This is a genomic window from Piscinibacter sp. PDB5-1, from assembly GCF_056676035.1.
In genome coordinates this window covers 510,192-523,083 of sequence record NZ_JBWVZL010000003.1, presented here as the reverse complement: position 1 = coordinate 523,083, position 12,892 = coordinate 510,192, and the positions used below count along the sequence as shown (strand labels likewise).

General features: G+C 65.6%; 12 protein-coding genes. 9 read left to right on the top strand and 3 right to left on the bottom strand.

Going from position 1 to position 12,892, the window contains the following annotated elements; translation table 11 throughout:
- Position 1 precedes the first annotated feature (1 nt).
- Positions 2–1,693: an electron transfer flavoprotein-ubiquinone oxidoreductase gene (locus tag AC1KAT_RS15345; RefSeq protein WP_480327454.1), complete on the bottom strand. Its 1,692-nt coding sequence runs from the start codon at positions 1,691–1,693 to the stop codon at positions 2–4.
- Between the two features lie 158 nt (positions 1,694–1,851).
- Between AC1KAT_RS15345 and AC1KAT_RS15340 the strand changes: the two genes are divergently transcribed.
- The 3 genes from AC1KAT_RS15340 to AC1KAT_RS15330 all read left to right on the top strand — a co-directional run bounded on the left by AC1KAT_RS15340 (position 1,852) and on the right by AC1KAT_RS15330 (position 6,059).
- Positions 1,852–2,634, top strand: coding sequence for an SDR family oxidoreductase (locus tag AC1KAT_RS15340; RefSeq protein ID WP_480327452.1), 783 nt, complete (start codon positions 1,852–1,854; stop codon positions 2,632–2,634).
- An 84-nt stretch (positions 2,635–2,718) separates the two neighbouring features.
- On the top strand, positions 2,719–3,381 hold the full coding sequence (locus AC1KAT_RS15335; RefSeq protein ID WP_480327450.1) for a YceH family protein: 663 nt from the start codon (positions 2,719–2,721) through the stop codon (positions 3,379–3,381).
- Positions 3,382–3,590: 209 nt separating this feature from the next.
- Positions 3,591–6,059 (top strand): ATP-binding protein, encoded by a 2,469-nt coding sequence (locus AC1KAT_RS15330; RefSeq protein WP_480327448.1) that lies wholly within the window; start codon positions 3,591–3,593, stop codon positions 6,057–6,059.
- Positions 6,060–6,071: 12 nt separating this feature from the next.
- On the opposite strand, the gene AC1KAT_RS15325 is transcribed toward AC1KAT_RS15330, so the two are convergent.
- Positions 6,072–6,623, bottom strand: coding sequence for a helix-turn-helix transcriptional regulator (locus AC1KAT_RS15325; protein WP_480327446.1), 552 nt, complete (start codon positions 6,621–6,623; stop codon positions 6,072–6,074).
- Between the two features lie 35 nt (positions 6,624–6,658).
- A complete protein-coding gene (locus tag AC1KAT_RS15320; RefSeq protein WP_480327444.1) occupies positions 6,659–6,934 on the bottom strand; it encodes a hypothetical protein in 276 nt (91 codons plus the stop codon).
- Between the two features lie 179 nt (positions 6,935–7,113).
- Between AC1KAT_RS15320 and AC1KAT_RS15315 the strand changes: the two genes are divergently transcribed.
- The 6 genes from AC1KAT_RS15315 to AC1KAT_RS15290 all read left to right on the top strand — a co-directional run bounded on the left by AC1KAT_RS15315 (position 7,114) and on the right by AC1KAT_RS15290 (position 12,847).
- A complete protein-coding gene (locus tag AC1KAT_RS15315) occupies positions 7,114–7,416 on the top strand; it encodes a hypothetical protein (protein ID WP_480327442.1) in 303 nt (100 codons plus the stop codon).
- 276 nt (positions 7,417–7,692) lie between these two features.
- Entirely contained in the window at positions 7,693–8,169 is a 477-nt protein-coding gene (locus AC1KAT_RS15310) for a hypothetical protein (RefSeq protein WP_480327440.1), read from the top strand.
- A gap of 229 nt (positions 8,170–8,398) precedes the next feature.
- Positions 8,399–8,638: a hypothetical protein gene (locus AC1KAT_RS15305; RefSeq protein ID WP_480327438.1), complete on the top strand. Its 240-nt coding sequence runs from the start codon at positions 8,399–8,401 to the stop codon at positions 8,636–8,638.
- Between the two features lie 1,580 nt (positions 8,639–10,218).
- The gene (locus AC1KAT_RS15300) at positions 10,219–10,539 is read left to right on the top strand and encodes a DUF5455 family protein (protein ID WP_480327436.1); all 321 of its coding nucleotides are present in this window, start codon (positions 10,219–10,221) and stop codon (positions 10,537–10,539) included.
- A 1-nt stretch (position 10,540) separates the two neighbouring features.
- The gene (locus AC1KAT_RS15295) at positions 10,541–11,377 is read left to right on the top strand and encodes a zonular occludens toxin domain-containing protein (RefSeq protein ID WP_480327434.1); all 837 of its coding nucleotides are present in this window, start codon (positions 10,541–10,543) and stop codon (positions 11,375–11,377) included.
- A gap of 438 nt (positions 11,378–11,815) precedes the next feature.
- Positions 11,816–12,847, top strand: a complete 1,032-nt coding sequence (locus AC1KAT_RS15290; protein WP_480327432.1) for a rolling circle replication-associated protein — start codon at positions 11,816–11,818, stop codon at positions 12,845–12,847.
- Positions 12,848–12,892: the final 45 nt, after the last annotated feature.

The window sequence follows — 12,892 nt, the reverse complement described above, 5'->3', positions numbered from 1 at the left end:
CTCACATGCCGCTGTAGTTGGGGCCGCCGCCGCCTTCGGGCGTGACCCACACGATGTTCTGCGTCGGGTCCTTGATGTCGCAGGTCTTGCAGTGCACGCAGTTCTGCGCATTGATCTGCAGGCGTTCCTTGCCGGCATTGGCTTCGTCGGGCACGAACTCGTACACGCCGGCCGGGCAGTAGCGGGCCTCGGGGCCGGCGTACTTGGCGAGGTTGATCTTCACCGGCACGCTCGCGTCCTTGAGCGTCAAGTGCGCGGGCTGGTGCTCTTCGTGGTTGGTGTTGCTGATGAAGACGCTGCTCAGGCGGTCGAAGGTCAGCTTGCCGTCGGGCTTGGGGTAGGCGATCTGCTTGCACTCGGCCGCGGGCTTGAGGTATGCATGGTCGGGCTTGTCGCGGTGCAGCGACCACGGCGGCGACTTGATGCCCACCCAGGGCAGCACCAGGTGCTCGACGCCGACCATGAAGCCGCCGAAGAGGTTGCCGTACTTGAACCAGCTCTTGAAGTTGCGCGAGCCGTTGAGTTCTTCGCGCAGCCAGCTCTTGTCGAAGGCGGCCGGGTACTCGGCCAGTTCGTCGTGCTGGCGGCCCGCCGTGACGGCGTTGAACAGCGCGTCGGCGCAGAGCATGCCGCTCTTGATGGCCGCGTGGCTGCCCTTGATGCGCGCGCCGTTCAGGTAGCCGGCGTCGCAGCCCACGAGCGCGCCACCCGGGAAGACCGTCTTGGGCAGGCTCATCAGGCCGCCGGTGGTGATGGCGCGGGCACCATAGCTGATGCGCTTGCCGCCTTCGAGGAAGGCCTTGATGCGCGGGTGGGTCTTCCAGCGCTGCATCTCTTCGAACGGGCTCAGCCAGGGGTTGCTGTAGTTCAGGCCGGTGACCAGGCCCAGCGTGACCTTGTTGTCTTCGAGGTGGTACATGAAGCCGCCACCGTAGGTGTCGTTCTCCATCGGCCAGCCGGCGGTATGGATCACGAGGCCGGCCTTGTGCTTGGCGGGGTCGATTTCCCACAGCTCTTTCACGCCGATGGCGTAGGCCTGCGGGTCTTTGCCGGCGTCGAGCTTGAACTTGGCGATCAGCTGCTTGCCGAGGTGACCGCGCGAGCCTTCGGCGAAGACCGTGTACTTGCCGTGCAGCTCCATGCCGAGCTGGAAGCTGTCGTTCGGCTGGCCGTCCTTGCCAATGCCGAGGTTGCCGGTGGCGATGCCCTTGACGCTGCCGTCGTCGTTGTAGAGCACTTCAGCGGCCGCAAAGCCCGGGAAGATCTCGACGCCGAGTTCTTCGGCCTGCTGGCCGAGCCAGCGCACCACGTTGCCGAGGCCGACGATGTAGTTGCCTTCGTTGTGGAAGCAGTTGGGGATGAGGAACTGCGGCGTGTTGAAGGCGCCGCCTTCGGTCAGCCACAGCAGCTGGTCACCCGTGACGGGCTGGTTCAGCGGCGCGCCCTTTTCCTTCCAGTCGGGGATCAGCTCGGTCAGTGCCTTCGGGTCCATGACCGCGCCGCTCAGCGTGTGCGCGCCGGGCTCGGAGCCCTTTTCAAGCACGACCACCGAAACTTCCTTGTTTTGTGCCGCCGCCAGTTGCTTGATGCGGATGGCGGTGGACAGCCCGGCCGGGCCACCGCCGACGACGACAACGTCGTACTCCATGGCTTCTCGTGGACCGTACTGGGCAAGGATTTCGGCGGGCGTCATGCGGGCTCCTTCAATGGACAAAATCACCGCGCATTCTATGTGGGCTCGGCATCGAATCGAACGACCGTGCCGCGCGTGTTGACCGGTCCTTCGTGCAAACACTGCGTGCTAGTCTTCCCGGCCACCCCAGCCTTTCAAGCCTCTCTCAAGGAACAACGATGAGCTACAGCATCGACCTCTCGGGCCGCGTGGCCCTCGTCACCGGTGCCTCCAGTGGCCTCGGCACCCAGTTCGCCCGCACGCTGTCGCAGGCCGGTGCCGCCGTGGTGCTGGCTGGCCGCCGCGTCGAACGCCTCAAGGACTTGCGTGCCGAGATCGAAGCGGCCGGCGGCGACGCCCACGTGGTGCGTCTCGACGTCACCGACCACGACAGCATCAAGGCGGCCGTCGCGCATGCCGAGACCGAGATGGGCACGATCGACATCCTCGTCAACAACTCGGGCGTGAGCACCACGCAGAAGCTCACCGACGTGACGCCCGAGGACTACGACTACGTGATGGACACCAACACCAAGGGCGCCTTCTTCGTCGCGCAAGAGGTGGGCAAGCGCATGCTGGCGCGGGCCAAGGGCGCGGCGCCGGGCACGTTTACGGGCGGGCGCATCGTCAACATCGCTTCGATGGCCGGGCTGCGCGCGCTGGGGCAGATCGGCGTGTACTGCATGAGCAAGGCGGCGGTGATCCACATGACCCGCGCAATGGCGCTCGAATGGGGCAAGTACGGCATCAACGTGAACGCGATCTGCCCCGGCTACATCGACACCGAGATCAACCACCACCACTGGAAGACCGAGAACGGCCAAAAGCTCATCAACATGCTGCCGCGCAAGCGCGTGGGCGCGCCGCAAGACCTCGACGCGGTGCTGATCATGTTGTGTGCCAACGAGAGTCACTTCGTCAACGGCGCGGTCATCCAGGCCGACGATGGCTTCTCGGTCTGAGCGTTCATTGCACGCCATGCATCCGATGACGCCGAAGCAGATGGTGCCCGCGCCCCGCGGGGCGGCGGGTCGGGGTTGACGGCCATGCGCGCGCTGTCGCCCCTCGAAGCCCGCGTGGCCTGCGTGCTGGTCGAGAAATCGCTCACCGTGCCCGACAGCTACCCGCTGTCGCTGAACTCGCTGGTCTCGGGCTGCAATCAGAAGACCGCCCGCGACCCGGTGATGAACGCGAGCGACGCGCAGGTGCAAGAGGCCGTCGATTCGCTCAAGGCGCTGCACCTGGTGTTCGAGTCGAGCGGCTCGCGCGTGAGCCGCTACGAGCACAACATCGGCCGCGTGATGGGGCTGCCGTCGCAGTCGGTGGCCTTGCTGGCCACGCTGGTCCTGCGTGGGCCGCAGACCGGCTCGGAGCTGCGCACCAACAGCGAACGGCTGCACCGCTTCGCTGACCTCTCGTCGGTCGAAGGCTTTCTCGACGAGCTGGCGAGCCGCGCCGAAGACAAAGGCGGCCCACTGGTCGTGAAGCTGCCCCGAGCACCCGGCATGCGCGAGGCGCGCTGGGTGCACCTGCTGTGCGGCGAGGTCGAGGTGCCGGTGGCCGGCCCGGTGCAAGACGAAGATGGCGTGTCGCTGGGCGAACTGGCCGCGCTGCGCGCGCAGCAACGAGCCATGCAAGACGAACTCGACCGCTTGCGCGCGCTGGTCGAGCACCTCTATGCCGAGCTCGGAGTCAATCGCGGCGCGTGAGTGGCGGGGCTTGAGCGCGGTCATGTGGGGTTTGCGCTCAGAGAGTGCTTTGTGAGAGTCGTGCCCGGTGCGTGCGATACATTCGCCGCACCGCGGTCAGCCAAGGCATGGGGGCGACTCTGGGCACACGAACCTGGAAGCATCGAAGGGGCGGGACATCGAGCCATCGCCAAGCGGTGGGGGCTTGGCTGTCATGGCTGGTCAGCGCCGTGGTGTCCGCCGTTTTCGATTCGGCGATGCGCCTGCGGCGCTCGCTGCGCGTACCACTGAGCCTGGCGATGGCTTGCGCGCTGCTGGCGGCCGCCGAGGCCCCGGCGGCGGGCCCCACAGGCACGCATGCCGAGCCCATCGCCCCGTCGCTGGTGCGGCTCACCCCTGAAGAGAAGGCGTGGATCGCCGCCCATCCCGTGGTGCGGCTGGCCATGTCGCCGGGGCTGCCGCCCTATTACGAGTTCGACGCCGGAGCGGCCGCTCCGCACGGCTTCGTGGTCGAGGTGATGGCGCTGGTGGCCGAGCGCACCGGTCTGCGCTTCGAGTACCAGCGCGCCCAGAGCTTCACGGCCGCCGTCCAGGCGGTGCGCCGGGGCGACGCCGAGGTGCTGCCCTTTGTGTCCGAAACCGTGGCTGCGTACGAGGGGCTGCGGCCGGTGCAGGCCATGATCCCGGCGCAACTGGTGCTGCTGGTGCGGCGCGACATCCCTGACATCTCGCCGGCGTCGAACTTCGGTGGCTACCGCGTGGCCGTGCAAGAGGGCTCGGCGGGCGACGTGCTGATGCGTTCGCGCTTTGCGCATGCGCGCGTGCAGCGCTATGCCGATGCCGAAGAAGCCCTGCGTGCCGTGGCCTCGGGTGAGGCCGACCTGCACATCGGCTACCGCCACGTGGCGGTGCATCACATCGAAAAATCGCTGCTGGCCAACGTGCAGGTGCGCAGCCGGCTGGGGCCGGGCGTCACCAGCCTGGGCCCGGCCGTGCGGCGCGACCTGCCGGTGCTGCAGGGCATCCTCGACAAGGCGCTGGCCAGCGTCACCCAACGTGAACGCGCGCGCCTCGCTCTGAGCTGGTTGCCGCCCGGCGCGCTGGCCGACGAAGCGCCGCGCGTCGTGGCGCTCACCGAAGGCGAACGCGCCTGGCTCGACACGCACGGGCACATCCGTGTGGGCTACGACGCGGCCTTCGCGCCGGTCACCTTCCAGACCGACCTGACGCAAATGCGCGGCCTGGGGGCCGATTTCATGCGGCTCTCGGCCGAGAAGGTGGGCCTGTCGATCGTGGCTGAAAGCGGTGGCAGCTTCGCCGAGGTCTACCAGCGCGGTCTGCAAGGAACGATCGACGTGCTCGTGGGTGCCGCGCGCACCAGCGAACGCCGCGCCGATTACGACTTCGTCGGCCCTTTCCTGCGCGTGCCCACGGGCATCGTCACGCGCAGCAGCGACGGGCTGCTGGTGACCAAGCTCGACGAGGCCGGGCGCGGCCGCCTGGCCTTGCTCGACGACCACTTCCTGATTCCCAAGTTGCGCGTGCGCTATCCGACGCTGGAGCTGCGCACCTATCCCACCCAATCGGCGGTGCTCGAAGCGGTGGCCCAAGGCGAGGCCGACATCGCCATCGGCAACCTCAAGGTGGTCAACCAACTCATCAACGACCGCTTCACCGGTCGCGTGCGGGTGACCGGCACCGTGCCCGACGCCGACAGCGAGCTGTATTTCGCCGTGCGCCGCGACCTGCCCGAGCTGAGCGTGCTGCTGCGCAAGGGTCTCGACGCCATCAGCGAAACCGAGGCCGCCGAGATCGAGCGCCGCTGGCTCACCATCGAGGTCAACCCCGGCTTCAGCCGCGACCAAGCCCTGCGTGCGGCGGCGCTGGTGCTGCTGGTCATCGCCGTGCTGCTGACCTACCTGTACCTGCTGCGGCGCGGCAACCGGCGGCTTCGGCAGGCGCGGCAGATCGAGCGTGAAGCGCGGCAACTCGCCGAAGAGACGACCACCTCGCGCGGACGCTTCATCGGCTACCTCACGCACGAGTTGCGCGGCACCATCGGCGCCATTGCCTCGGGTGCGGGCATGCTGAAGCAGGCCGACGTGCCCGCGCCCAGGCGCGAAGCGCTGGCCGATGCCATCCAGGCCTCGGCCCAGGGCTTTCTGGCCCTGCTCGAATCGACCCTGCAGTACGAGCAGCAGCTCGAACGGCCGATGGAACTGCACCCCGAGCCCGTGGACCTGGCGCAGTTGTGGCCCCAGATGCTCGCTCCCTTCGAGTTGAGCGCCCAGGGCAAGGGCCTGGCGCTGAGCCATGCGCTCGACGTCGCCCCCGGTGTGTCCGCCCAGGTGCAGGTGGACGCCCAACGCCTGCGCCAGGTGATCAACAACCTCGTGGGCAACGCGATCAAGTTCACTGCCCAGGGCGGCGTGCGTGTGCAGGCCGCCGTGTGCGCCAGCGGGGATGGCCGGCGCTTCGAGCTGACCGTGAGCGACAGCGGCCCCGGGCTCAGTGGCGACAACGTGCAGCGCCTTTTTCAACCCTATGCGCAGGGCTCGCTCGGGCAGCGCACGGGGCAGGGCGCCGGGTTGGGGTTGGCCATCACGCGGCAGATCGTCGAGGCCATGCAGGGGCAGATCACCGCCGGGCCGTCGCCCGAAGGCGGTGCCTCGTTCGCGGTCAGCCTGCCGCTGGCCTGAGGTGCGGCGCGCTCACACCGACAGCAGCTTGTGCACCAAGTCGGGCGTGGTGGCCGCGCCGTATTTGCGCATCAGCCGCGCGCGGTACACATCCACGGTGCGCGGGCTGATGCCCAGCCGCTTGCCGATCAATTTGCTGGTCAGTCCGTCGATTAAGAGCGCCGCGATCTCGCGTTCACGCGGGGTGAGATCGGCCTTCACCTGGCGGTGCGCCGACAGGTCGTCGAACGACCAGATGCCCGCCAGGTGCGGCTGCTTCGGGTCGAGCGCGCGGCCCGCCACGTGGCACCAGAACAACTCACCGCTCACGCGCTTCATCACGCGCTCGTCGGCATAGCCGCCACGTTGGTCGAGGCTGGCCACGATGCGCGCGCCGGTGCGCTCGAATTCGTCGTGCGTCGGGTACAACACCTCGAACGACTGGCCCACGAGTTGCTCACGTGTGGCCTGGAACATGTCGAGAAAGCGCTGGTTGCAATCGGTCATCAACCGGTTGCGCGACAGCACCAGGCCGACCGGCGCGAGGTCGAAGGCGGTGCGGTAGTCGAGTGTGGAAGAAGTCATGCGCAGGCCGGGTGGGCTGGCCTGCGGGGCGGGCCTTAGGCGATAGCGTGTAACACGTTCCAAAGCTTGGTCGGGACGGCTTCCCGTTCCCCCTCGATGCCGGCCATAGCCACCCAGTCGCGTGTCTCGGCGGGTGTCATCCCGAGGTGCAGCGCGATTCGTCCGGCAATCCCGGGGCTCAAGTTTCCGCGCTGACGCGCCGTTGCCAGGGACGTTGCCCCTAGCCCCAGTCGGAGGCTTAGTTGGCGCTCCGATTCGCCGGGGTAGTGCTCGCGCAGCTTGTCAAGCAGATCAAGGCTTTTTCGTGTCATTTCGCACACTCCTTACATTCGTGAACGCGTGATGTGTTTGAACGCGTGGCGTGGTGATGGTAACTTTCAGGTTGAACGTGTCGCGCGTTCATGCCCGGCGCCCGTTAGGGCTACTGCCAGAAGCTGCCGGGTTTTCGGGCCTGTGAGTCGCCCACCCCACCACTACCAAAGGAGCCGTTATGGCCTTCACCTCCATCGTTCAAATCCTGAAACTCAACGAGGCCCGCAGCGGCAATAAAAACGGTCGTGACTGGCAGATGCAAGACGCTGAATGCATCCTGCTCAACGATGACGGCAGCGTGTCCGAAGTCGGGGTGCTGATGATCCCGAAAGACCTGATGGGCAAGGTCCAGGCCGGCACCTACACCGCCTCGTTTGCCCTGCGCACTGACAAGTCCAAAGAAGGTGGTCGCCGCATCGGCGCGGTCCTCACCGGCTTGATCCCCTTGGCTCCGCGCGCTTCCTCCGGCAAGGCGGCTTGATCGTGGTTGCCTGCATGGACGTGATGAGCCCGGCCGATTGGGCGGTGCTTGTGATGGTCTGCGCGTCCATCGCGGGCGCGTCGGTCTTCGTCTTTTGGTACCTCTACGCCAAAGCATGATGCGCAACCTCCCCGCAATCCTCTTGGGCTTGGCCGTCCTCACCGGCTGCACCACCAGCGCCCGCATCTGGCACGGCTGTGACGGCAAGGTGTGGCGCGGCTGGGAGTCCGACCGCGTGTGCGCGTCTCTTGGCCGTAACGCTGGGGGTGGCTGGTGATGTACCTCCGCAACCGCTTCCGGCTCCTACAGCGCGTTCTATCGCGCTTCACGCGCCTCGACTGGGTCAAGCTCTTTCTGGTCGCCTGCGTCCTCGCGCTGTGGCTGTTCGCGCCGCACGCACACGCCCAATCCACCTGCCGCCACTACAACAATCCGGCGCTGTCCTTCGACTTCGAAGGCACGCAGGCCGAGATGTGTGAAGCCGCGCGCCTCGCCTATCAAGCGGCGTATCCAACCCTCGCGCCCATGACCGTCACAGCGTGCGAGTCGTATCAGGTGCAACTCACACGCACGTCGAACGGCGTCACCTACAACATGGCGGTGTACGACGTGGGCGAGTGCCAGACCGAGCCCCCGGCCGATGACCTTGTGCCCATCGATTGGGCCAACTCCACCCACCTACAGCAAGCCATGTTCGTGCTGACGCTGTGCGTCCTCGTCGTCATGGGCTACCGCGCAGGGGACAAGCTGTGATCGACCTTGTATCCATGACCTTGATCCTCGGCCTTGGCATGAGCGCGTGGGCCGTTGGGTTCGGCATCGGCAAGTCCGTTGCATGGGTTCGCGCCATCACCTCGGCGGCGGGATAGGCAGGGTGTGCGTGTGCTGCGCGGCGTTGCGCGCACACCCTGCCCATTCGGCAGAGCCCACAAGGGCAACCGTCGCCGGCCCGGTTGGTCGGTTTTCCAAAGGAGTGTTTCTCATGAACAAGCGTTTCAACGTTGCCCAGGTGGGCAAGCTCGCCAAGCGTGCCGCCCTCGGTGCGCTGGCTCTCACCGCCTCGGCCGGTGTCTTCGCGCAGCAAGCCGCGTTCACGGCGGCGATGACCGAGGCGACCACCGATGTCGAGTCCTACGGTGGTTCGTTGGTGGCGATCGCCGCCGTTGGCGTCGTCTTCATGATCGCCATCAAGTACGTGAAGAAGATTCGCGGCGCCGCCTAAGCGAGCGCATGCGGTTGCCCATCTGTGCACGGGTGGGCCTCCGTATGCGCTCCCTCTACCTTTTTTTCGTCGCGGCCCTGCTCGGCCTTTCGTCGTCTCTTGCGTTCGCGTACCCCGCGACGCCTACGACGGAGGCCGTTCCGTCTGGCGGGTTCTGGCAACGTGTCGGTGTGTCATGCGGTTCGTACCCTGGCACGGGTTATGTGCATGACACGAAGGAGGCCGCAGCGGCCACCATCACGCAAGCCATGGCGGATGCGGCCGCGCAGATGGGGAGGGGGTCTGGCTGGTGTGGCAATGCGTCGGTTACGGGTGTCATCGCGGGCCTGGAGGGCGACGCTGGTGTGTATAACCAGCGAATCAATATCTTTCAGAACGGTACGGCTCAAGGCCACACGTTCATTTCGGTTAACCGTGGCGGCACCGGTTGCCCTTCAGGGTGGTCACTCAGTGGTGCCAATTGCACCCGCACAACGTACTCATGCCCGAACGGTGGTTCCCTCACCGGCGCGACTTGCACTTGTTCCACGCCGGCAGAAGATACGGGCACGTCTTGTCAGTCGAACGCATGCACGCCGCTTGCTGGTGTGCTGACTGAGTTCAATCGCACGGTTTGCTGGTCTCGCACCAGTAGCCTTGACTCGGACTGCGCCATACAGGTTGGGATGCCGCAGGGTGAGCAGTGTGTTAGCGGGTGTTCGGTTTCGTTGGGCGCTCCTGTTCGTGGTTGGCACTCGCAGGTTCCTTCTTCTAACGGTCTTCATCGCGTCAGCATCGATTTTGCTGGGACGTATACGGGGGCTCAGTGCACTCTGTCGTCGGGTGATCCTGCGAACCCCAATGGCCCCCCCGCGCCCTGTCCCGGGCAGCAAGGCGAGGTGAACGGCCGGCCTGTGTGTTTTGGGTCTTCGCCTACTTCGCCGTTGCCGAGTTCGCGGCCCCCTCCAGGCTCGCCCCCCTCAACGCCCGGCAATCCACCGGCAGGGCCGCGTCTTGAGTCCGGGCCCGGCTCGGCACCGAACGGTCCAGGTGCTACGCCGACTTCCGGCGATGGTGGGCAGGCCGGGGGGCCCAGTGGTGCCGCAACGCCCGGCGGTGGGTCCGAGGGTAATGGTCAGGTTGATCCCAGGGCTGGTGCTGATGGTCGTGTGCCGTCTAGTGGCACGGGCGTGCCTGGGTCTTCTGGTTCGGGTACGGGCGACCAAACCATCGAAGTTGAGGTGGAGACCTGCGGCCTCCCAGGCAAGCCCGCGTGTCGCATGGATGAGACCGGCACCCCAAACGGTGACGGTGCCTACAACGGCGCGCAAACCGCCCTCGGTCAAACGCAAACCTCCGCCCTCGATGGCGTGACAGGTGCGTCAAGCGCATCAGGCAAAAACACCGGTTGGTCATTCAGCTTTGCGCTGCCGTCGCACTGCTCCCCGTTGCCGCTCGGCGCCCTGTCCCAGTGGGTCGAGCCCATCGACGTGTGTGAGTGGCAGGGAATGATTCACGACCTGATGTCGCTCGTGTGGCTCGGTGCAACCGTGTGGTGTTGTATCGGGATGGTCGGTCGTACTGTCGGAGGGGGTTCCTAAATGCCTTTGCTTGGTGTTCTGCTCGGTTCGCTGTTCAGCGGCCTAGCCACGTTTCTCGTTCAGTTCCTCACGCGCAAAGTTGCGATTGCCGCTGCGGCCGTTGCTGCGCTCGGTGCCGTGACCGTCGTACTCCTCACCGTCTTTAACGGCCTCGTGTCGCCCTTGGTCGGACAGTTGTTCTCCACCAGCTACGGCCAAGTAATCGGCCTCGCGTTCCCGCCCATCGCTGGTACATGCTTGGCGGCCATCTCGTCATGCTGGGCTGCGTGCACGCTCTACAAGTGGCAGGTTGCCGCTATCAAGATTTCAGCGAGCGCCTGATATGCCCGTCTACAGCGTCGAAGGCAAGCTAGGCACCGGCAAAACGAAGTTCTGCGTTTGGCGCGCCAAGCAAGCCCTGTTCGAAGGCCGTCGCGTTGCTTCAAACGTCGATCTGCACTTGCAGCACCTGCTGCCGCGCAAGTCGTGCACCTATGTGCGCATCCCCGACAAGCCCACAGCATTCGACCTCGACGCCATCGGCCACGGTAACCCCGACAGCTACAACGAAGAACGCAACGGCGTGCTGTTGCTCGATGAGCTCGGTACGTGGCTCAACTCCAGAAGCTTCCAAGACAAAGAGCGCGCGCCCTTGATTGACTGGCTGATTCACGCGCGCAAGAAGGGTTGGGACGTGTACTTGATCGTTCAAGACGCCGGCATGATCGACCGTCAAGTGCGCGAAGCCCTGATCGAATACCAGGTGCGTTGCATCCGCATGGATAAGGTCAAGCTGCCCGTCATTGGCTGGCTCCTCGCTGAGATTGGCGACGCCTTCGGCTGGAAGCGCCTCGGCTACCTGCCACGCATGCACATCGCGGTTGCACGCGTAGGCGAAGGTCAAAACGCAGTCGTCGCCGACCGTTGGATGTACCGTGGCGACGATCTTCACAAGGCCTACGACACGCGCCAAGTGTTCAGTGCCACCTATCCCCACGGTCCCTATTCAACGCTCCTCACGCGCCCGCCTGAGGCCGTCCCGGGCCTGTTCGCACGCATCGTCAAGCCGGCACCCAGGCCGCGTCCGGTGCTCAAGCCGAAGCTGCCCGAAGTCGCGGCGGTTATGCGCCTACCACCGGACAAGCGTGTCCAGTGGGTCAAGCGCCTCGGCGTCGTCTGAGTCGTCGTGCTCCGCTGCTTCTCGCGTGGCCCCGATGCAGGCGCGCCACGGTCGGTGGATAGCGTCGCCCTGAGCGCAACCAAGCCCGACCACGCGCCAGCCGGTCCCCTGGGCGGCGGCGGCGCCGCCGAGGCGCGCGTAAGCACTGCATCCGAAGCGTTTCACGTTGGCCCGCGCCGGTCCGTCCAGTCTCTGTTTCTTCGCGCCCGTTGCGGTCGCCTAGCGGTCGGCTGTCCGGCTGCGCAGCGGTCGGGCGGCCGGCCGCAGGCCGGCCTAGATTTATCAAGGGGACACATACCGTATGCATCCCGCCGAGGGGTTTAAGCGCGGCTTCCCTTGTTCGTTTTGAAGCTCGGCCGCAAGGCCAAAAAAGAAGCCCCGGCGTTCCTGGCAGGGAACCCGAGGCAGTGACGTCAGGCAAAGGCTAGGAGGCCCAACGTGGCAAGCACTGTACGTGTTTTAGACAAGTCCGGGTGGGATCAGGCGAAGCTCGCGGCGTATGAGGCAAAGCTCGAGCGCTGGAAGCAGCAGGCGGCCCGCCGTCGTGCCTGGGATGCTTCGCCAGCTGGGCAGGCATACCGTGATGCGTTCAATGCGCACCCGCTCGTCAACGTGCTGGATCAGGTCACCGAGGCGAGCTTGGCTGAGTCCATGCGGCCACGTTGGCGGTTCAAGTCCCGGGACTTCGGAAACGGTCACCGTGAGGCTGTGGTGACTCGGGAGTGCCCCGACCCTAAGAAGCGCTTGGAACAGTCCATCAAGCGTGATCTGCGGGCCTTGGCGTACCGTGATGATGAGCGGTCAGAGGAGAACATTGAGCGCGCTGTGAGGCGTGCGAAGCAAGAGGTGCGGCTGAAGTGCAAGGCCATGGCCGTTAACTCGCTTTGGACCCTGACCTTTAAGCAAAACGTGCGTGATCGTGAGCGGGCATTGAAGTGCTTCGATGCGTTCAGGCGCCGCGTGGTCGCCTTGCTCGGGGAATGGCGCTACGTCGCTGTGTTGGAGCGGCAAGACCGTGGTGCATGGCATATCCACCTTGCGACGTATGCGCTTCCAAAGCGCCTCACGGAAGACGGCGTGAAGGTCAAAAGCTGGGACGTGATGCGCGCCATCTGGCGCAGTGCTGCCGGCGAGTTCGGCGGCAACTTTGACGAGGCGAAGCGTATCGGGCGGTTCTCTGGCAACTCGAAGCCGATCAAGGGTGGTGGTGCCATCGCAAGTTATATCGCCGGCTACGTCGCGAAAGACATGCTCGCGTCAGAGCTCGGGAAGAAGCGCTACAGCGCGAGCAAGGGCATCGACATTCCCGAGGCATACGTGGCGCTGTTTGAGGATGAGACGGCCGACATGCACGGCTTGATTGAACTGGCGTTCGCTGCTGTCGGTGAGCGCGTCACGTCGACGTGGTTCCACGCCGAGCGGAATGTGTTCTACGTTGAGTCTGACGACACCAAAACAGGGCCGCACTAGCGGTGTTTTTCTGGCCACCGATCAGTGCCCCAGGGCCTACGGTCG

Bases quoted from the DNA above. Each gene is read 5' to 3' on its own strand.
- AC1KAT_RS15345 (WP_480327454.1), bottom strand. From the start codon at position 1,693: ATGACGCCCGCCGAAATCCTTGCCCAGTACGGTCCACGAGAAGCCATG.
- AC1KAT_RS15340 (WP_480327452.1), top strand. From the start codon at position 1,852: ATGAGCTACAGCATCGACCTCTCGGGCCGCGTGGCCCTCGTCACCGGT.
- AC1KAT_RS15335 (WP_480327450.1), top strand. From the start codon at position 2,719: ATGCGCGCGCTGTCGCCCCTCGAAGCCCGCGTGGCCTGCGTGCTGGTC.
- AC1KAT_RS15325 (WP_480327446.1), bottom strand. From the start codon at position 6,623: ATGACTTCTTCCACACTCGACTACCGCACCGCCTTCGACCTCGCGCCG.
- AC1KAT_RS15320 (WP_480327444.1), bottom strand. From the start codon at position 6,934: ATGACACGAAAAAGCCTTGATCTGCTTGACAAGCTGCGCGAGCACTAC.
- AC1KAT_RS15315 (WP_480327442.1), top strand. From the start codon at position 7,114: ATGGCCTTCACCTCCATCGTTCAAATCCTGAAACTCAACGAGGCCCGC.
- AC1KAT_RS15310 (WP_480327440.1), top strand. From the start codon at position 7,693: ATGTACCTCCGCAACCGCTTCCGGCTCCTACAGCGCGTTCTATCGCGC.
- AC1KAT_RS15305 (WP_480327438.1), top strand. From the start codon at position 8,399: ATGAACAAGCGTTTCAACGTTGCCCAGGTGGGCAAGCTCGCCAAGCGT.
- AC1KAT_RS15300 (WP_480327436.1), top strand. From the start codon at position 10,219: ATGCCTTTGCTTGGTGTTCTGCTCGGTTCGCTGTTCAGCGGCCTAGCC.
- AC1KAT_RS15295 (WP_480327434.1), top strand. From the start codon at position 10,541: ATGCCCGTCTACAGCGTCGAAGGCAAGCTAGGCACCGGCAAAACGAAG.